15 protein-coding genes are annotated in these 17,994 nt (G+C 53.6%); 8 read left to right on the forward strand and 7 right to left on the reverse strand.

The annotated features are described in order from the left end of the window. Positions 1–48 precede the first annotated feature (48 nt). On the reverse strand, positions 49–885 hold the full coding sequence (locus QN378_RS14290; protein ID WP_322205077.1) for a S1 RNA-binding domain-containing protein: 837 nt from the start codon (positions 883–885) through the stop codon (positions 49–51). Between the two features lie 350 nt (positions 886–1,235). Between QN378_RS14290 and QN378_RS14295 the strand changes: the two genes are divergently transcribed. The 3 genes from QN378_RS14295 to QN378_RS14305 all read left to right on the forward strand — a co-directional run bounded on the left by QN378_RS14295 (position 1,236) and on the right by QN378_RS14305 (position 2,979). Then, positions 1,236–1,415, forward strand: coding sequence for a hypothetical protein (locus QN378_RS14295; protein WP_297833192.1), 180 nt, complete (start codon positions 1,236–1,238; stop codon positions 1,413–1,415). A 114-nt stretch (positions 1,416–1,529) separates the two neighbouring features. Continuing rightward, the gene (locus tag QN378_RS14300; RefSeq protein WP_322205078.1) at positions 1,530–2,048 is read left to right on the forward strand and encodes a hypothetical protein; all 519 of its coding nucleotides are present in this window, start codon (positions 1,530–1,532) and stop codon (positions 2,046–2,048) included. 52 nt (positions 2,049–2,100) lie between these two features. After that, positions 2,101–2,979 (forward strand): DUF6279 family lipoprotein, encoded by an 879-nt coding sequence (locus tag QN378_RS14305; RefSeq protein WP_322205079.1) that lies wholly within the window; start codon positions 2,101–2,103, stop codon positions 2,977–2,979. A 103-nt stretch (positions 2,980–3,082) separates the two neighbouring features. Here QN378_RS14305 and QN378_RS14310 read toward each other — a convergent pair whose 3' ends face one another. Continuing rightward, complete coding sequence (locus QN378_RS14310) at positions 3,083–3,475, reverse strand: transcriptional regulator (protein WP_322205080.1); 393 nt, start codon at positions 3,473–3,475, stop codon at positions 3,083–3,085. A 177-nt stretch (positions 3,476–3,652) separates the two neighbouring features. On the opposite strand from QN378_RS14310, the gene QN378_RS14315 reads away from it, so the two are divergent. After that, positions 3,653–3,928, forward strand: a complete 276-nt coding sequence (locus QN378_RS14315; RefSeq protein ID WP_322205081.1) for a hypothetical protein — start codon at positions 3,653–3,655, stop codon at positions 3,926–3,928. 65 nt (positions 3,929–3,993) lie between these two features. On the opposite strand, the gene QN378_RS14320 is transcribed toward QN378_RS14315, so the two are convergent. Both QN378_RS14320 and QN378_RS14325 read right to left on the reverse strand, forming a co-directional pair. After that, on the reverse strand, positions 3,994–5,343 hold the full coding sequence (locus QN378_RS14320; RefSeq protein WP_322205082.1) for a DEAD/DEAH box helicase: 1,350 nt from the start codon (positions 5,341–5,343) through the stop codon (positions 3,994–3,996). Positions 5,344–5,658: 315 nt separating this feature from the next. Continuing rightward, positions 5,659–5,973 carry a 3-phosphoglycerate kinase gene (locus QN378_RS14325; RefSeq protein WP_322205083.1) on the reverse strand — a complete coding sequence of 105 codons (315 nt, stop codon included), beginning with the start codon at positions 5,971–5,973 and terminating at the stop codon, positions 5,659–5,661. A 50-nt stretch (positions 5,974–6,023) separates the two neighbouring features. On the opposite strand from QN378_RS14325, the gene QN378_RS14330 reads away from it, so the two are divergent. The 4 genes from QN378_RS14330 to QN378_RS14345 all read left to right on the forward strand — a co-directional run bounded on the left by QN378_RS14330 (position 6,024) and on the right by QN378_RS14345 (position 10,432). After that, positions 6,024–6,947: a LysR family transcriptional regulator gene (locus QN378_RS14330; protein WP_322205084.1), complete on the forward strand. Its 924-nt coding sequence runs from the start codon at positions 6,024–6,026 to the stop codon at positions 6,945–6,947. Positions 6,948–6,960: 13 nt separating this feature from the next. Beyond that, entirely contained in the window at positions 6,961–7,761 is an 801-nt protein-coding gene (locus tag QN378_RS14335; protein WP_322205085.1) for an alpha/beta hydrolase, read from the forward strand. Positions 7,762–7,916: 155 nt separating this feature from the next. Then, complete coding sequence (locus QN378_RS14340) at positions 7,917–8,486, forward strand: peptidylprolyl isomerase (protein WP_322205086.1); 570 nt, start codon at positions 7,917–7,919, stop codon at positions 8,484–8,486. 113 nt (positions 8,487–8,599) lie between these two features. After that, positions 8,600–10,432, forward strand: a complete 1,833-nt coding sequence (locus QN378_RS14345) for an ABC transporter ATP-binding protein (RefSeq protein ID WP_322205087.1) — start codon at positions 8,600–8,602, stop codon at positions 10,430–10,432. A 99-nt stretch (positions 10,433–10,531) separates the two neighbouring features. Here QN378_RS14345 and QN378_RS14350 read toward each other — a convergent pair whose 3' ends face one another. The 3 genes from QN378_RS14350 to QN378_RS14360 all read right to left on the reverse strand — a co-directional run bounded on the left by QN378_RS14350 (position 10,532) and on the right by QN378_RS14360 (position 17,991). Then, positions 10,532–11,656: a GNAT family N-acetyltransferase gene (locus QN378_RS14350; protein ID WP_322205088.1), complete on the reverse strand. Its 1,125-nt coding sequence runs from the start codon at positions 11,654–11,656 to the stop codon at positions 10,532–10,534. Positions 11,657–11,760: 104 nt separating this feature from the next. After that, complete coding sequence (locus QN378_RS14355; protein WP_323550831.1) at positions 11,761–16,749, reverse strand: NEL-type E3 ubiquitin ligase domain-containing protein; 4,989 nt, start codon at positions 16,747–16,749, stop codon at positions 11,761–11,763. Positions 16,750–16,869: 120 nt separating this feature from the next. Next, the gene (locus tag QN378_RS14360) at positions 16,870–17,991 is read right to left on the reverse strand and encodes a beta-ketoacyl-ACP synthase III (RefSeq protein ID WP_323550830.1); all 1,122 of its coding nucleotides are present in this window, start codon (positions 17,989–17,991) and stop codon (positions 16,870–16,872) included. Positions 17,992–17,994: the final 3 nt, after the last annotated feature.

Here is a 17,994-nt window from a genome sequence, read left to right on the forward strand (position 1 = left end):
CCCGCTTGATTCGATGGGACGTACCGCACGCCGTCAGCTCATGGAGCCTTATATCAGTTCGATGCGATCCGCATGAATAACGATAAGACCCTGTTTGTACAATGCGCCAATCGCTTTCTTGAAGTTGCCTTTGCTGACGCCGAACAAACTGCTGATGACCTGTGGATCGCTTTTATCGCTGACAGGGAGCACGCCATTGTTGTCGCGCAACTTGGACAGGATCTTCGAATTCAAGCTACCGGCAGCTTCTTCACCGACCGGTTGCAGGCTCAGACTGATGTTGCCATCGGCGCGAATTTCTTTGATGAAGCCTTTTTCTTCTTTGCCGGGACGCAAAAACTTGAACACTTCGTTTTTGTGGATCAGGCCCCAGTGCTTGTTATTGATAATGGCCTTGAAGCCCATATCAGTCGCTTCAGCCACCAGCAAATTAACTTCCTGACCGACCTTGTAATCACCCGGCGTCTTGTCCAGGTAACGGTCTAGCCGAGCGGTTGCAGTGATGCGGCGTGTGTGTTTGTCCAGATAGACGTGGACCACGCAATACTCGCCAGCCTGCATCGTGCGTTTTTCTTCGGAATAAGGCAGCAGCAAATCCTTCGACAGACCCCAATCAAGGAAGATACCAATGCTGTTCACCTCTAGCACTTTCAAGCTGGCAAATTCACCGACTTGAACTTTAGGTTTTTCAGTGGTGGCAATCAGCTTATCGTCGCTGTCCAGATAAACGAAAACATTGAGCCAATCCTCATCTTCACTAGGGATATCTTTTGGGATGTAGCGGTTGGGCAGCAAAATTTCGCCGTCCTGTGCGCCGTCTAGATAGAGGCCAAAGTTGGTGTGTTTAACCACTTGCAGAGTGTTGTAGCGCCCGACTAAAGCCATATCCAAATACCCTAATTACGTGGACAGTATTCTACCCGACTTTGTCGGCTGTGTTCGGGGCGTCAGGAAAATCAAGGTTTTACCCATGGAGACCCAGACAATGGAAATCGAAACTTCATTCCACTCGTCAGGTCAGCCCAGGACGGTTGAGATTTGCGAATGATGTCTGGCGCGCGGCAGTGCATCAACTTCGTTGCAGAACAGCGGGTTAGCCGCTCAACACAACCGTAAAAAATTCAAGAAAAGACGGCAAAATTCACATTATTTTAGCGCTATATTTACCAAGCAATTGTCAAGCAATTCATATACAATTGCTGGCCGTATTAAATTTATATAGGTCCTTGGCAGCCATGCGTGTAAAAGCATCCAATTCAAAACCAAAGGCAGCTCCAGCCGTTGAGACCAGCGAGTCGATCAACGCACAGATTGCAGCTTTCTTGAAAACCGGTGGCGAAATCCAGCAGATCGCCAAAGGCGTCAGCGGCCAAACCTTCGGCCCCTCCAAGCAGATCACCCTCGGTAAAAAGTGATTTTTCTGCGCTTCAGATGTCGATCTCTAGGCGCTTTGACCTCAAAGCGCTAGGGCCATCGATCCCGCGTCACCCGACTCGCCCGTTTATGTTTGTCCCTCAGTGGAATCCAAAATGACTAAATGGATGATGTTCGGCGCGCTGCTATTTTTGGGTGGTTGCACACACCGCTGCGACAACACCACTAATTTCAATTCAAACAGTGATGACTCCCTGAGTGCCAGCCCCTGCCGAGCTCAATATTTGCTGTATCAAAACGATATGATCCAAGCGAAGTTGCTGGTCAGCGCAAGGGGAAATGAAAACACCGAGTTGGCCAAAGCATTGCTGCAACGCGCCGCCCATCAAGATCAAAGTGGTGAGGCTGAATTTTATCAGGCCGTATTATTGATCCGCGCAGAGCACAACCCTTCCGAGTCCAACGACTTGCTTGAGCAAGCAGCCCGGCGCAAACACCCCTTGGCGATTGCGTTGCTTGCACAACGGCTGACCCTCACCGATCCAAAACAAGCGGAACGATTGCGCGCGGAATATGCCGAACTGGATGTCGCCACCAGCGGTTACCCGTCATTCGAGCAAGCCCAGTTCGTCGCTAACGGCTTGATTGCGAAGACGGCAAGGTCAATGCCGTAAAAAAACGCCTGACTCACCTTAACGCAAGTCTGGCAGCGAGGAGCCCCTACTCATGCGTACGCCATCCCAGGTCGTCATCACACTCTTGATAACGGGTTTTCTGATGATGTCTGGATGCACTCGTGTCGGATTAGCCTATCGCCATTTGGACATCATTATTCCCTGGTCGATTAATGACTATTTAGGAATGACCTCGACTCAGAAACGCTGGCTAGATGATCGCCTTAAAGAGCACTTGCGCTGGCACTGCACTACTCAAATCCCCGATTATCTGATTTGGCTGGACCGCTTGCAGAAGATGGTCGAAACCAGACAGATAACCGAGCTCACGCTTAAGGCGCGTGCTGCCGAAGGCCGATTGGCAATAGAACATATCTCCAAGCAGGTTACGCCAACGGCAATTGAACTGCTTAGTCAGTTAGAAGACAAACAGGTACAAACTCTGCAAGAGGCGTTTGCCAACGACCTGCGTGAGCACAAAAAAGAGTTTGTGGACCTGCCGCTAGACAAGCAGATTATTGATCGGACGAAGAGAATGGAAAATCGCCTTGGCCCATGGATGGGTACGTTGACCGCCCCTCAGCACCAACGCGTAGTCGACTGGTCAGTGACGCTCGGCGAGCAGAATCAATTGTGGATCGATAACCGCACACATTGGCAAGGGCTGTTCATCGCAGCCGTTCAGCAACGAAAATCACCCGACTTCTCACAACGCGTCACGCCCTTGTTGCAGGATCGGGAGAGCTTCTGGACACCACAGTACCGCCAGGCATATGAGCATACCGAGCAAGCAGCAATCAGCTTACTGGTTGACCTCATGGCTCAAAGCACCCCCGATCAGCGCCAGCGCCTGACCGAGAAAATCTCTGACGTGCGCAACGACTTCGCCAATTTGAGTTGTCTGAAAGAGGCACCACAGCTAACGCAGTAGCCCATCACCTACCCCGTGGGGGCGCGCTTATCCGCGAGAAATGGCGATGCGGTGCAGGAATGTAAGACGGCCAGGCAACGGGTCGTGAGACAAGCGCGCCTACTCAAGCGATCTGAGCTTTAGATGCCACACTGTCGAAAGTATCCGGATCCAGCGCGTCGGCCTGTTCGTCCAGCACCTGACGCGGGTGGTCATTACCCGGAATGCTACTGTCCAGCAGGGCCAAAAGACTGGCACCACGCGGGGTCAGGATGAAATTTTCACCGCTACCACCCTCTTCTTCTGGGCGGGTTTCGATAAAGCCTCGCTTGAACAACAGTGACTCGTAATCAGCCGCCAACGCTTTGAGCTCATCCAGATTGCCGACCGGCGAGCCTTCCGCGTCCAGTGCAGCAGCGTGTTGCTCCGCATAAGCGCGCGGGGCGAAACTTTTGCCTGAACCATTTTGTACTTCGTGGAGCAGGCGCTCGATAAGACCCCAGTTATAGTCCGTCATGATTTTTTACCTCCATCCGCATGGGTAATGACCCGTGACCACTGGCCATCGGGTTGTGCACTCATGGGTGTGACTCGCTCCTGCGACGGCCGTTCAGCATCAACGACGTATGCGCGCGCTGAACTTTTGTCAGATCAAAACCCTCAATCTGATAAGCACCCAGAACAGAGGCAGACCATGAAGACCCTGCTGAGCATCACCACCGCTCTCGCGTTGCTGTCAGCCATTCCGGCATTGGCGTGCACGCCCGAGGAGGCCACAGCCAAACGTGCGCAACTGGCCGAGGAGATCCATAAACTAACGGAGCAAAACCCTGAGAAGGCTAAGGAAATGAATCAACAGCTTCAGGACATGAATTTGGACACCGCCAGCAAAGACCTGCCGGACAAATGCCAATTGATCGATCAGCGGCTCAAAGACCTGGAGACCGCAGCGAAGAAAGCGGACGGTTGACCTGCCATTCGCTTATAAAAAAACCGGCGCATTTTAAACGCGCCGGTTTTTTAGTCGCGAATTACTTATTCCGCAGCAGGCTCTTGCGGCTTACGTTTCTTCAACGGTGCTTTACCGTCTGCACTGACCAACGACAACGCATCGGTTTTTGGCCGGTTAGTGATCTTGCGTTTGGTCGGCGACTTGGCGCTGCCTTTTTTATCAGCCTTCTTGTCGCCGGCTTTAACCTTCTTCTTGACGCCAACAGCCTTGCCCGATGCCTTGACCTTCTTAGGTCCGCCGTAAGTGCCTTTGACTTCCTTGATGGTGCGACGCTCGAAGCTCTGCTTCAGGTAACGTTCGACGCTGGACATCAGGTTCCAGTCGCCATGGCAGATCAGGGAAATCGCCAGACCTTCGCCACCGGCACGACCGGTACGACCGATACGGTGTACATAATCGTCACCGCTGCGGGGCATGTCGAAGTTGATGACCATGTCCAGACCATCAACGTCCAGACCACGGGCTGCAACATCAGTCGCGACCAGGATCTTCACGCCGCCCTGCTTCAGACGATCGATGGCCAATTTGCGGTCTTTCTGGTCCTTGTCGCCGTGTAGCACGAACGCTTTATATTCCAGCGCCACCAGACGACCGTAAAGGCGATCGGCCATGGCACGGGTATTGGTGAAAATGATCGCTTTCTGGTAAGTCTCATTAGCCAAGAGCCAATGGACGATTTTTTCTTTATGACTATTGTGGTCAGCGGTGATGATTTGCTGACGGGTACCTGGGGCTAATTCACTGATGCTGTTGACCTGCAAGTGCTGCGGATCAGTCAGCACCCGACCAATCATTTCACGCAGACCGGCGCCACCGGTGGTCGCCGAGAACAGCAGGGTTTGCTGACGGTTTTTACATTCACCAGCCAAGCGTTCAACGTCTTCGGCAAACCCCATGTCCAGCATGCGATCCGCTTCGTCGAGAATCAGCAACTCGACTTGGGACAGATCCAGATTACCGGCATTGAGCTGCTCAAGCAGACGCCCCGGGGTACCGATCAAAATGTCCGGTACCTTACGCAGCATAGCGGCCTGGACTTTAAAGTCCTCACCGCCAGTGATCAGGCCGGATTTGATGAAAGTGAACTGAGAGAAACGCTCAACTTCCTTTAGGGTCTGCTGCGCGAGCTCGCGGGTGGGCAACAGGATCACGGCGCGGATATCTACGCGAACCTTGGCCGGGCCCATCAGGCGGTTAAGCATTGGCAATACGAAAGCCGCGGTTTTACCACTACCCGTTTGCGCAGTCACCCGCAGGTCACGCCCTTCGAGTGCCAGCGGAATGGCCGCTGCTTGCACAGGCGTGGGCTCGATAAAATTAAGCTCGGCCACGGCTTTAAGCAGGCGTTCGTGCAGGGCGAATTGGGAAAACACGGGTGTTACCTCGACGAAAAACAAAAAAACAGTCGCATAGATTAACGGTTTCGAGCGACGAGGCCGAGTTTCTTTACTGAAAGAACACTTCTTTGTTGCTAAACGAACCGTCTCGGCCACAAAAATGGGCGCTTAACCGTTCAAAACATCATGCCAAGCAATGCCCCTAAGAGAGCGTGATGCCGGGGAGGAGAAAGGTAGACATGATCACATCGATTAAAAACCGTGAATATTCGCTCCGAATCATCAAAAAATTGTTTTATTAAAAAGGGGGCATTACTCTCGTTAAAGCACCAAACATGCCCCGAACGTGGTTTATTTTGCTACGCAAGTCAGATTAATCCGGAGCTTTATAATACTGCGGGTGAATTTCGCCGAAGCGTCTACGCTCGCTTTCGCGGGGAGTTGCACCCGACGAGTGCGCGGCGACTCCGGGCCGTTGATGAACACCACGGTGCACTCGGCAGCGTTGTCGCCGTAGTTGTTCAGCTTAATGGAGCCCAAGTTGTAATCCGTGTCGTAGCTGGTGTAATCGATACTGACACCCGTGAGGTGTTTTTCTACGTCTATCGGGTACGCAAATGCAGTGATGGGCAGCAGTGCCAACAAAACACAACAGAACTTCTTCATTGGGCATTCTCCGTTTTTGAGGTGCCACTTTAGGGCAATAGGATCGAATCATGAAAGCGCCCCGCGTGACCCTTGATCAATGGCGCATATTACAAGCGGTGGTTGACCATGGCGGCTTCGCTCAAGCCGCCGAAGCCTTGCATCGTTCCCAGTCATCGGTGAGCTACACCGTAGCGCGTATGCAGGATCAGCTTGGCGTTCCGCTATTGCGCATCGAAGGCCGTAAAGCCGTGCTCACAGATGCAGGCGGGGTGCTGCTTCGCCGCTCCCGACAACTGGTCAAACAGGCCAGTCAGCTAGAAGACCTTGCACATCATATGGAGCAGGGCTGGGAAGCAGAAGTGCGACTGGTGGTCGACGCCGCTTACCCCAACGCGCGGTTGGTGCGTGCGCTAACGGCGTTCATGCCGCAAAGTCGGGGCTGCCGCGTGCGGTTGCGTGAGGAAGTGCTGTCCGGCGTGGAAGAAGTGCTACTTGAAGGGGTTGCTGACCTGGCCATCAGTGGCTTTAGTATTCCTGGAAATCTGGGCAGCGAGTTGAGCGCCGTGGAATTCGTCGCGGTAGCCCACCCGGAACATCCGTTGCACCAAATGCACCGCGAGCTGACATTTCAGGACTTGGAGAGCCAACTGCAAGTCGTGATTCGTGACTCCGGCCGCTCTCAACCCCGCGATGTTGGCTGGCTCGGGGCCGAACAACGCTGGACAGTCGGCAGCCTGGCAACCGCCGCAACATTCGTCAGCAGCGGTCTCGGATTTGCCTGGTTGCCACGGCACCTGATCGAACGTGAGCTTAAAGACAGTCTGCTCAAAGCCCTTCCACTCGACCAAGGCGGTAGTCGTCACCCAGTCTTTTACCTTTACGCGAACAAGGACAAACCATCAGGACCAGCGACGCAGATCCTCATTGATCTAATTCGTAATTTCGACACGGGGCCGCTGACTGCGGGGTTCCCCACACCGCTACAGGGTTGACCAGGAGATCACCATGGCCTTTTTTGAGCATGACGGTTGTTCGTTGCACTACGAAGAGTATGGCCAAGGTTCGCCACTGCTGTTGGTGCATGGACTGGGTTCCAGCTGCCTGGACTGGGAATACCAGATCCCGGTACTGTCCGCGCGTTACCGGGTCATCGCAATGGACGTACGCGGTCACGGGCGCTCGGACAAACCCAACGAGCGCTACAGCATCCCCGGCTTTAGCGCTGATCTAGAAGCGTTGATCGAGCATTTGCAGTTGGGACCGGTGCACTTGGTCGGACTGTCCATGGGCGCGATGATCGGTTTTCAACTGGCCGTCGATCAGCCGCAAATGCTCAAAAGCCTGTGTATCGTCAATAGTGGTCCGCAAGTCAAAATCAAATACGCCTCAGACCTGCTGCAATGGGCCAAGCGCTGGGGCTTGGGTCGCTTGCTGAGCATGCGGGTCATCGGCATAGGCCTGGGTAAGAACCTGTTTCCCAACCCCGAACAGGCTGATCTACGACGCAAAATTTCCGAGCGGTGGGCCAAAAACGACAAACGCGCTTACCTGGCGAGCTTTGATGCGATCGTCGGTTGGGGGGTAATGAGCAAGTTATCGCGCATCACTTGCCCGACGTTGGTCATCAGTGCCGATCACGACTACACACCCGTCGCCCTTAAGAAAATCTACGTTCGTTTAATCCGAGGCGCTCGATTGGTTGTGATCAACGATTCGCGCCATGCGACGCCACTGGATCAACCCGAGGTATTTAACCAAACGCTGCTCGAATTTCTCGACGCCGCAGAGGCTCCTTCCCACCCCTGATCACGCTATGGATAGGCGTCGTCATGCACCTATCCGTTACGACTAGCCGCCCGGCACTGTCCAAAAAAAACGAAACGTGCTTACCTTGTGCGCCTGATAACACCCCTGTGCATCGCTGTTGCCCAGTCAAAACCACTACCCGGGATTACTGACACATGTTGAAAAAAATCGCCTTTGCCGCTTGTTCGCTACTGTTTGCCGCCAACTTGATGGCTGCACAACCGACCGGCAAGCCTACTCATGTATTGCTGACCACCGACATGGGGCAGATCGAAATTGAGCTTGAAGACACTAAAGCGCCAATCAGCACCCGGAATTTCCTTGGCTACGTCGACAGCGGCTTCTACAGCAACACCATCTTTCACCGGGTCATCCCAGGGTTCATGATTCAGGGCGGTGGCTTTACCTCATCGATGATGCAAAAGCCGACCAAAGACCCGATTCAAAACGAAGCGGGTAACGGTCTGCATAATGTGCGGGGCACGATTGCCATGGCGCGTACATCGGATGTGAACTCGGCCACTAGCCAGTTTTTTATTAACCACCGTGACAACGATTCCCTGGACAGCACTCCAGGTCGTATCGGTTACGCCGTATTTGGCAAGGTGGTCAAGGGCATGGATGTGGTCGACATGATTGCGCAAACGCCAACTGGCACCAAACAAGGCATGCAGAACGTGCCTAACGTGCCAATACTGATCAAATCCGCTAAACGCATCGACTGAACAAATCCGCATCGAGCTGTGTGAAACCCGCGTGAGTAGACGTGGTTTCATTCGGTTGGATGAGGGCGTTTTCTACCTGTAAGGAGAGCCCGCTGCGGTGGGCGTCAGCCCCAATGTTTTATCGCCGCTTCGAGCAACTAATCGATATTTTCCGTGACGCCCCTACGGTGGCTCCTCCGAGTAAAGTCTTCTCGTTCTATGTCTACTACCTGCGACAGGTCTGGCCCAGCTTTGCGGCATTGCTTATCGTCGGGCTCATTGGTGCGCTGATCGAAGTGGCATTGTTCAGTTACCTGAGTCGCATTATCGACCTGGCCCAAGGCGTACCGGACCCAAACTTCTTTAGCGTGCACCGTAGTGAACTGATCTGGATGATGGTCGTGACGCTCTTGTTCCGTCCGATTTTTGTCGGCCTACACGACCTATTGGTTCATCAAACCATCAGCCCTGGCATGACCAGCATGATTCGCTGGCAAAACCACAGTTACGTTCTCAAGCAGAGCATCAACTTTTTCCAGAACGATTTCGCCGGACGCATTGCCCAGCGGATCATGCAGACTGGCAACTCGTTACGTGACTCGGCGGTGCAAGCGGTGGACGCGTTGTGGCATGTGTTGATCTACGCCATCGGCTCGCTGGTGCTATTCGCCGAAGCTGATTGGAGACTGATGATTCCGTTGCTGACGTGGATCGTTTTGTACATTCTGGCGTTGTGGTACTTCGTACCTCGGGTCAAAGAACGCTCGGTGGTGTCTTCAGAGGCGCGCTCCAAGCTAATGGGGCGCATTGTCGACGGCTACACCAACATCGCGACCCTCAAGCTGTTCGCGCACACCAATTTCGAGCAGCAATACGCCCGCGAAGCAATAAGCGAACAAACGGAAAAAACCCAACTCGCTGGCCGCGTAGTCACAGAGATGGACACGGTGATCACCAGTCTGAACGGCGTCTTGATTGTCACCACCACGGGGCTGGCTCTGTGGTTATGGACGCAATCCTCGATCACCGTAGGCGCCATCGCTTTGGCTACTGGGCTGGCGATTCGTATCGTCAACATGTCGGGATGGATCATGTGGGTGGTCAACGGCATTTTTGAAAACATCGGTATGGTACAGGACGGTCTAAAAACCATCGCCCAGCCCGTCAGTGTGACTGACCGCGATAAAGCGCCAAATCTGAATGTGGAGCGCGGCGGTGTGAAATTTGAAAACGTCGATTTCCACTACGGTAAAAGCAGCGGGATCATTGGCGGCTTGAATTTAAACATCAAGCCTGGGGAAAAAATTGGTTTGATTGGTCCGTCCGGGGCGGGGAAGTCAACACTGGTTAACCTGCTACTGCGTCTGTATGACCTGCAAGGTGGGCGAATCCTGATTGATGGGCAGGATATTTCGCACGTCGCACAGGAAAGCCTCCGTGAACGCGTCGGCATGATTACTCAGGACACCTCGTTGTTGCATCGATCAATCCGCGACAACTTGCTGTATGGCAAACCGGACGCCACCGATGCCGAGTTATGGGAGGCCGCTCGCAAAGCCCGGGCCGATGAATTTATTCCACTGCTGTCCGACGCCGAAGGCCGCACCGGCTTTGATGCCCATGTCGGCGAGCGCGGAGTGAAGCTGTCTGGCGGACAACGTCAGCGCATCGCCATCGCCCGGGTGTTGCTTAAGGACGCGCCGATTCTGATCATGGACGAGGCGACGTCAGCGCTGGACTCGGAAGTTGAAGCAGCGATCCAAGAGAGCCTTGAAACCTTAATGCAGGGCAAGACCGTCATCGCCATTGCGCACCGCCTGTCGACCATCGCCCGAATGGACCGCCTAGTGGTGTTGGAGATGGGACATATTGCTGAAAGCGGCACCCACGCTGAGCTGCTGGCCCACGGCGGTTTGTACGCACGACTGTGGCAACACCAGACGGGTGGGTTTGTCGGGATTGATTGATGCAGGAGCGTTTGCTTCCCGAATAAATTCGGTCCCACAGCAAAACAGCCGTGGGACCGAATTTATTCGGGAAAGCGTCTGACCAGACTCCCTACAAGCCTAAACCTGCCGATAGGGCAATGCCGCCCGAGCCTCTTCTGCGTAGGCCAAAATGCCAACCCGCTCTTGCTTGAGAAAGTCGCTAACCGCCGACTTCAATCCCGGATGCGCCAAATAATGCCAGGAGTGAGTGATAACCGGTTCAAACCCGCGAATCAGCTTGTGCTCACCCTGCGCCCCGGCATCAAAGCGCTGAAAGCCCTTGTCTATGGCGTACTCCATACCTTGGTAGAAACAGGTCTCGAAATGCAGGCGGTCGAATTCCGCCAAGCATCCCCAATACCGCCCGTAAAAGCTGTCACCGCCCACCAGGCTGAAGGCCATCGCCACCGGACGCGTGCCTTGTTTGGCAAGTACCACGCGAATCGCCTCGGGCATGCGTTGCGCCAATAGACTGAAGAATTCTCGGGTCAGGTATGGTGACTGCCGACGAACCGCATAGGTATTGGCATAGCAGGCGTAGATAAAATCCCACTGCACCTCGCTTAGTTGATGGCCTTCGAGCCATTCAAACTCAATACCCTGCCCCGCCACCTGTTCGCGCTCCTTGCGCATTTGCTTGCGCTTACGCGAACTCAAGGCATCCAGAAAATCCTGAAAGTCCCGGTACCCACGGTTTTGCCAATGAAACTGACAGCCCAAACGCTGCATCCAGCCGGGCTCCTGCGCCAGCAACGCGTCAGCCACCGGATCGGTGAAGTTGATGTGAACGCTTGAGAGTTCTTCAATTTCGATGTAGCCAGGCAAGCTCTGCAACAGATCTATCGCGGCTTCAGGCGTAGCCGACAGTAATCGTGGCCCGCTCACCGGGCTGAACGGCACCGCCACCAACAGCTTGGGGTAATACGCGATGCCCGCACGCTCACAGGCTTCAGCCCAGCCATGATCGAACACGTACTCACCGTAGGAGTGCCACTTTCGATAGCCGGGCAACGCTGCAATCAGTTGCCCATCTTCGTAATGCAACAGATGCTCTGCACTCCAGCCCGAACGTGGCCCAAGGCTGCCGCTGTCTTCCAGGGCACTGAGAAACGCGTGCCGCAAAAAAGGTTGGCCGTTGGGCACCAAGGCGTCCCATAACGCCGGAGCCAGCGCCGATAAACTGTCCAAACGTTGTAACGGCATTAGCACTCTCCAAACATTATTGCCCGCACGCACAGCGAGTATCGCGCATTGACGCACCAAGCCGAAATAAACCGGGCACAAAAAAGTATGGTGCCGTCGCCGGATTAAAGCGTTGGGCTTACAACCCCTGCGGCATGACGCCTCGCGATCTCCTGAGTCAATTGACGCGCCAATTGGTTAATAGCTTCGGTACGTTCCTTTTGGATCAATTCTATTTGCTGCATATATTCACCAGTACGTAAGGTTGCCGACGCCCGCTCGTCTAGATCGTTAAGACGCTCGTGGAAGGGCGTCTGCACCGGTTCAAAGCGTGTGGCGTAACGCCTCTCCAAATACGCCATCCAAAAGTCTCGGGCTACCATCGCTTGCAAAAACCCCGGTCTCCTCTCCCAATACAAGACACGTTGTTCGGCAGCGTTGATCGCTTCCTCGGTGACCCCAGCCAGACTACTAAACAGCATGCCCCGTGGTTGAAGGGGTAAGTTCAGCCGTCGGGCCAATCCGACTCGATAAGCCAACCGGACCTCCGCCTCATCGAGCAGCGGATTGCTTGCCGACCTTATCTTAATATCGGAAAGAGCAAATCTCTCGACCTCGTCCAGTCGTTCCAGCCCCCTGGCCAGTTCGAATAATTCGGTTTCTTGCGCGCCGACCTGTGCCGACAACATAGCCTTGAAGACCAGCACCCGGATTTCCAGATTGTTGAACACTAACATCGAGCCATCGCTACAGGTTTCCGGGTGTGCCGCCAGGGCAAACAACTCATCACGCAAGGCGCCATGGGCAGTGGCCGCTTGCATGACAGTCCAGACACGTTGAGTCAGCCCTTGCTGGTCGCTGCCATAGTCGGCAGACGCGGTTAGATCAAATAACACTCTAAAAAAATCGTAACTTTCTGGCTCAGCTTGTAACTCATTCCAAATCAAAAACCTGGCGCTCCGGTCGGCACCCGGTAATTCCGCTAACCAGAAGGCTATCGGTGATACCTCACGTTCGACATGAATCCGCTCGTTGCTGAGCCCCATTATCCTTATAGCCTCGTCGCTGAATACACGCCGAGCTCGTTCACGGGTTTGTTCATTGATGGGATTATCGTGCAACTGAATTCGACTGAATATCTCATGCGAGTCATAAAATAAGTTCTCTGGAATATCAACGATTCGATTGTTCCGCGCATCTACAGCGGTTAAATAACCGCAGTCAACTAAACCTACGGGTAATGCGTCGACGCCGGTTCCTCGGATATTGAGTCTGGCCAGACGACGCATCCTACCCACTTCCAACAGGGGTCCAATCGGGCAGTGGTTTAAATCCAGGTTTCTCAAGTGGGTGAGACGTTGCAGCCGCATAACTGAAGCGGCATCCAGGATCAGGGGGTTATCGCGCAAAGACAAATGGTTCAGGCTAGTATTCAAGGTTATCGCTTCTGGAACCGACGTCAGCTCATTACCATGCATGTACAACTCGCGCAGGGTGCTGAATTGCCCTAGGAAGGCATTAGCCTCGCTGGTAGTGAGACCAAGACTGTTTACAAATAATGAACTGACATGATCGAAGCGCGCGGTTAATTGAGGAAGTACTCCCAACGACAGATGACTTAGGTACATCGTGTAACCGACAAACACTCCTTGCTCGGAGAAACGGTTTTCCGTCATCCGTTTCCAACAAAGTTTTATATGCCTGGCGGCGACACGCTTATCTTCCTCCACCGCAGCCTGAACGGTGCGGCCCCTGACACGCGATTCACTGGGCATCTCTACCCATTGATCAAGGGTAGTTTCTAGCTTTTGATATTCCGCTTCAAGTTCACGAATTTTTCCTTGGACATAGGCAGAACGCTCACTGTTAAGCCCCGTGAATTCCAAGCGTAATTCATCGATAAACGTTCGGACCTCAATGTCTGTCATTGCAGGAAACAGAGTTTTGACCGCCAATTGCGCCGAGTGATTTCTCGCACCGCATCCGAGCCTGGAAAACAATTGCCTAATTCTCCCGCTCATGGGATATCCAATGCGGCCGTCAGGTAGTTTATGCGGCCATTTGAGGCCGGGCTTAATGGCTTGCATACCCAAAGTGACAGCCACCTCGTCACGATGGGCAACTGCAACAGCGCCCAAAGCTTCGCGCAGCTCCGACTCTTCGTCCGCACTCGACAAGCCAATAGCCCTGCGCGAATCCGCGGGCAGCGCTTGCAGCAGGGCGCGATAAAAGGAGTCACCGCCACTTTGCGTAGCATTGCCCACACTGTCGAAGGCTTGATAACGCTCCCCGGATTTCACCAGTACCCAACGCAACGTCGCGGATGGGTCTCCCACGCTGTCGAGTAATTCACCGGAGAACGTGCTTTCGCGGATCTCAAGCGCCACATTTGCAGGCCAGCCAGGCAAACGTGAGAGCAAACGTAAGCCGACTGTATTGATGTCCGGGTGATCGACACCCTTGAAGTAAAACCCCTCGTTGACACGATTCAAGCGCACCTGCTGCTGATACTCGCGCGCCTGCTCTGCAATACGCAGTGGCAACCGCGACGAGGTATTCATTTGAGAAACTTCTTGGGCGCTGGCCGACTCGATAATTTCATTGGCCACGAGCGTAGGTATGGCTGGAAAATCTCGTTGGATCAGCTTTACTGGCGCGGCGTCAGAAAGTGACTGATGTCGGTAAACACTTTCATGCAAAGAGCGCCTTCGCTGGCCTGCGAGTTCGGCGAGTTGCCGGGCCAACCGGCTGCTTTGACTTTGTTCGCGGGTGTTGTATTCGCCTAATAGTGTCTCGATTTCTTCTGATTTGAGAGCCGTCAGAATAGACGTGATGACATCGTCGATTTGCCCTGGCAAATACCTAAGGTCAATCGAAGGCAACGCAGTCTCGGCGCTGCCAAAAACCTTGAGAACGGCGCCCTGTGCATCGAGCAAACGTACCGACCGCTGTTCAGGCCAGCCGGACAATATCGTCAGTAGTTCCACATAAGGATCAATGTGTGGGCACCTGATGTCATGGAGGTTGCCGCTGTTCATAGCCTCTGTAAAACCATCGATTTGATTCTCAATCTGGAATCTAAGGATTGAATCACTCAACAAGGCAGGCGGCTTGAGGCTTTCCACATGAATCTGACGTAACAGCGCTTCATCCACTTGGGTGACCGCAAGAATACGGTCGATAGTGAGCTCGGACATTCCATCCAAAGCCGGATGCAATCGTTTGAATGCAGTGTGCACGTCCCAGCCCATTGGGTTCTCACCCTCATGGCGCCAAGCGCCAGTGTTGTTATGGCTGAGAACAGGCGAATAGGCGTTGGCGTCGATAGGGTGATGCAGACGCCATTTGTTTAACGCGGTATCGAATTTGACTTGATAAAGTTTGCCTGCCAAAGGCAAATAGTTTTTGCCATTGACCTCAACCCGCGCTTCCGCATTCGCCATCACCCAATTAGGTAAGGTTACGTCTTGCTGAAACGGGGCCAGATCGGGTTTCCACAGTCGAGTTTGGCCATTTTTCAGCTTTATTGGCACAAGGTGTTCTATAAATGCTGAAGGAACGCTTGCAACGGAGGCCGCGTTAGCACCAACCGCCATCGCACCCGCAAATGCAATATTTTCAGCGGCCTCGAAGAGATGAGTAAGGGCTTCATCAATTTCGCCGTCTTGCCAGTCGATAACTCCGACGAAGATATCGGACAATACTTGCTCTACCGCCACTACGGCCATCGCAGCACCCAGCACCGGAATAAAAAACGAGGCGATATTGAGCAAATCCATACCTGACGACTCAAAGGCCTGCAGCCTTCGCATGCGAGTTTTTTGATCCTCGTCATTGGTGGGAACTGCCAGTACCCGTGAATCTCCATACGTTTTGGTCAGCAGATGTTCATACAACATTTGGAACGGCGCCCCAGAGTGCGCAAACTTTTCCAGCGACATTTTGGCTTGCGGGTCGAATACTCGCTCGCGCAGACCGCTACTCAGGAGATTGCCATCCAATGGACGCAGCGGCTTAAGGCGCTCGTTAAGCCGTTGAAAAAACCGCTGGCTTTCGCCCAAACTGATGAAGCGCCTAAAATACTCCTGATAGGCTTCGCCCGAGAGTTTGCGGCGTAGCGCGTCAGTGAATGCCCTGAACGACACATACTCTTTGAGCGGATGGTCAGGCTCCCCTGGCATGTACACCACGCATGGCAAGGTGCCATCGTCTTTTTTGTCAGGCTCAATCAACAGGGCGCCAAATAACATACTCCCATGCTCGTCAATCGACTCCAGCAATCGCAACCAACAATGGCGCACCGGTTCCGCACCCCACATTGGCGTGCTTCCCGACGTGGTCAATGCCAACATCATTTCGTAGGCGGACTGAGAAATCTGGTTTTTCATCCGTGCGATATGAGCCAGAACTTGAACATTGTCTTGTTCGTTGCATTGAAACTTGCTTGCAACCTCAGACGCCAACTCCTCAGCCGATTGGCCTGGCAAAGCCGCCGGCTTGAAAATGCTGTCTAGATGGCGTTGATAACGGGCGCCTAAATCAAGGGTGCGGCACATCTGGGCAAATTTCGCGGCCTTGATATCGATAACTCCGGAATAGGTATAACGAAACCGTGGATAGCTGCCATTCACGCCGGTGCCCGTAACCAATTGCATTTGCAAGCCGTCATGAGGGAGTAACGCGGCACCGCGCTCAAATCCACCCTCTTGTACTTCGAACAACTCAAAGTTCTGCAGCGCGGCTTGAAGCAAACTTTGCCTGAACGGGCGACGTCGATCCACACCCAAGAACGTTTGACTGTGTACCGTTACCAAATCGTTCTCGTGCAGATCCAGACGAAGATCGAAGGTATCAATCAATGCCTTTTCCAGCAACGGCTCGGCAAAGGCTTTAACGGAAGATATTTTTTGTCGCAGTGGCTTAAGGTCGCGCCGTGAAAACAGGCTGAACAACTGACTTTTGCGCAATGCCGCCCTAAGTTCCGTAGAAGCGGCGCTGTACCAAACAGGCAGGCGACTTTTTACCAATGCATGGTTGGCTCGATGCTGCTTCCACGGTTCAAAAACATCATCGTCATGAGAAGTTGCAGGAGTAATGCTGGAGGTATCTGACATCGAAAATAGCCTTATTACAACTTAGGAAGTCGTTAAGGTTATGTTTTCGAAAGTGTGAACAAGCTATAACAAGATAGCACCCGGGCTTTTTATGTCCGGGTGCCGCTCAGCAGATTTTAATTAGTGTTTGCGCAAAATGACGCTGCCGATGGAGTACCCCGCGCCAAACGAACTGAGTACCGCCAGTGCGCCAGTCGGCAGGTCGTCTTGGTAGGTGTGAAACGCGATGACTGAACCCGCCGAACTGGTGTTGGCGTAAGTGTCGAGAATCACCGGCGCCTCTTGCACCGTAGCTTCGCGGCCCAGCAGCTTCTTCACGATCAAGTGATTCATGCTGAGGTTGGCCTGATGCAGCCAAAAACGCTTGATATCACCAACGTTCAGATTGTTTTCCTGCAGATGGGTAGCGATCAGCTCAGCGACCATGGGGCACACGTCGCGGAACACTTTGCGGCCTTCCTGCACAAACAGCTTGTCTGGCGCACCAATCCCTTCTTCCGCTGCCCGGTTGAGGAAGCCAAAGTTGTTGCGAATGGTGTTGGAGAATTTGGTCAACAGTTTGGTGCTGACAATATCGAACTGGTGGGGCGAAGTTGCCAGATCGGCTCGCTCAACCAGTACGGCAGTCGACCCATCGCCAAAAATAAAGTGGCTGTCGCGGTCGCGAAAATTCAAATGACCTGTGCAGATTTCCGGGCTGATCACCAATATTGCACGGGCCTGACCCAGTTGCACGGTGTTGCACGCTTGTTGGATGCCGAACGTAGCTGAGGAACAGGCCACGTTCATATCGAAGCCGAAACCGTGAACACCCAGCGCTTCCTGAATTTCGATGGAGATCGCCGGGTAAGCACGTTGCAGGTTGGAGCAAGCAACGATCACACCGTCGATATCAGCAGCGGTCTTGCCAGCGCGCTGGAGCGCTTGTTCGGCGGCAGCGACACCCATCTGACAGAGGATTGACCACTCGTCATTGGAGCGTTCCGGCAATCGCGGGGCCATACGTTTTGGGTCGAGAATACCTTCCTTGTCCATAACGAAGCGACTTTTGATACCGGACGCCTTCTCGATGAAGGCCGCGTTAGACTCAGTCAAGGCTTGCAAGTCGCCACTTTCGATTGCGGCCGCGTTCTCGGAATTAAACAGTGCAACATAGGCATTAAACGACTGCACCAGCTCATCGTTGGAAATGCTGTTGGCTGGGGTAAAAAGACCAGTGCCACTGATGACGACGTTATACACGGT

It is taken from the genome of Pseudomonas sp. 10S5, from assembly GCF_035019745.1.
Taxonomy (GTDB): Bacteria; Pseudomonadota; Gammaproteobacteria; order Pseudomonadales; family Pseudomonadaceae; genus Aquipseudomonas.

Bases quoted from the DNA above. Each gene is read 5' to 3' on its own strand.
- QN378_RS14290 (WP_322205077.1), bottom strand. From the start codon at position 885: ATGGCTTTAGTCGGGCGCTACAACACTCTGCAAGTGGTTAAACACACC.
- QN378_RS14295 (WP_297833192.1), top strand. From the start codon at position 1,236: ATGCGTGTAAAAGCATCCAATTCAAAACCAAAGGCAGCTCCAGCCGTT.
- QN378_RS14300 (WP_322205078.1), top strand. From the start codon at position 1,530: ATGACTAAATGGATGATGTTCGGCGCGCTGCTATTTTTGGGTGGTTGC.
- QN378_RS14305 (WP_322205079.1), top strand. From the start codon at position 2,101: ATGCGTACGCCATCCCAGGTCGTCATCACACTCTTGATAACGGGTTTT.
- QN378_RS14310 (WP_322205080.1), bottom strand. From the start codon at position 3,475: ATGACGGACTATAACTGGGGTCTTATCGAGCGCCTGCTCCACGAAGTA.
- QN378_RS14315 (WP_322205081.1), top strand. From the start codon at position 3,653: ATGAAGACCCTGCTGAGCATCACCACCGCTCTCGCGTTGCTGTCAGCC.
- QN378_RS14325 (WP_322205083.1), bottom strand. From the start codon at position 5,973: ATGAAGAAGTTCTGTTGTGTTTTGTTGGCACTGCTGCCCATCACTGCA.
- QN378_RS14330 (WP_322205084.1), top strand. From the start codon at position 6,024: ATGAAAGCGCCCCGCGTGACCCTTGATCAATGGCGCATATTACAAGCG.
- QN378_RS14335 (WP_322205085.1), top strand. From the start codon at position 6,961: ATGGCCTTTTTTGAGCATGACGGTTGTTCGTTGCACTACGAAGAGTAT.
- QN378_RS14340 (WP_322205086.1), top strand. From the start codon at position 7,917: ATGTTGAAAAAAATCGCCTTTGCCGCTTGTTCGCTACTGTTTGCCGCC.
- QN378_RS14345 (WP_322205087.1), top strand. From the start codon at position 8,600: ATGTTTTATCGCCGCTTCGAGCAACTAATCGATATTTTCCGTGACGCC.
- QN378_RS14350 (WP_322205088.1), bottom strand. From the start codon at position 11,656: ATGCCGTTACAACGTTTGGACAGTTTATCGGCGCTGGCTCCGGCGTTA.
- QN378_RS14355 (WP_323550831.1), bottom strand. From the start codon at position 16,749: ATGTCAGATACCTCCAGCATTACTCCTGCAACTTCTCATGACGATGAT.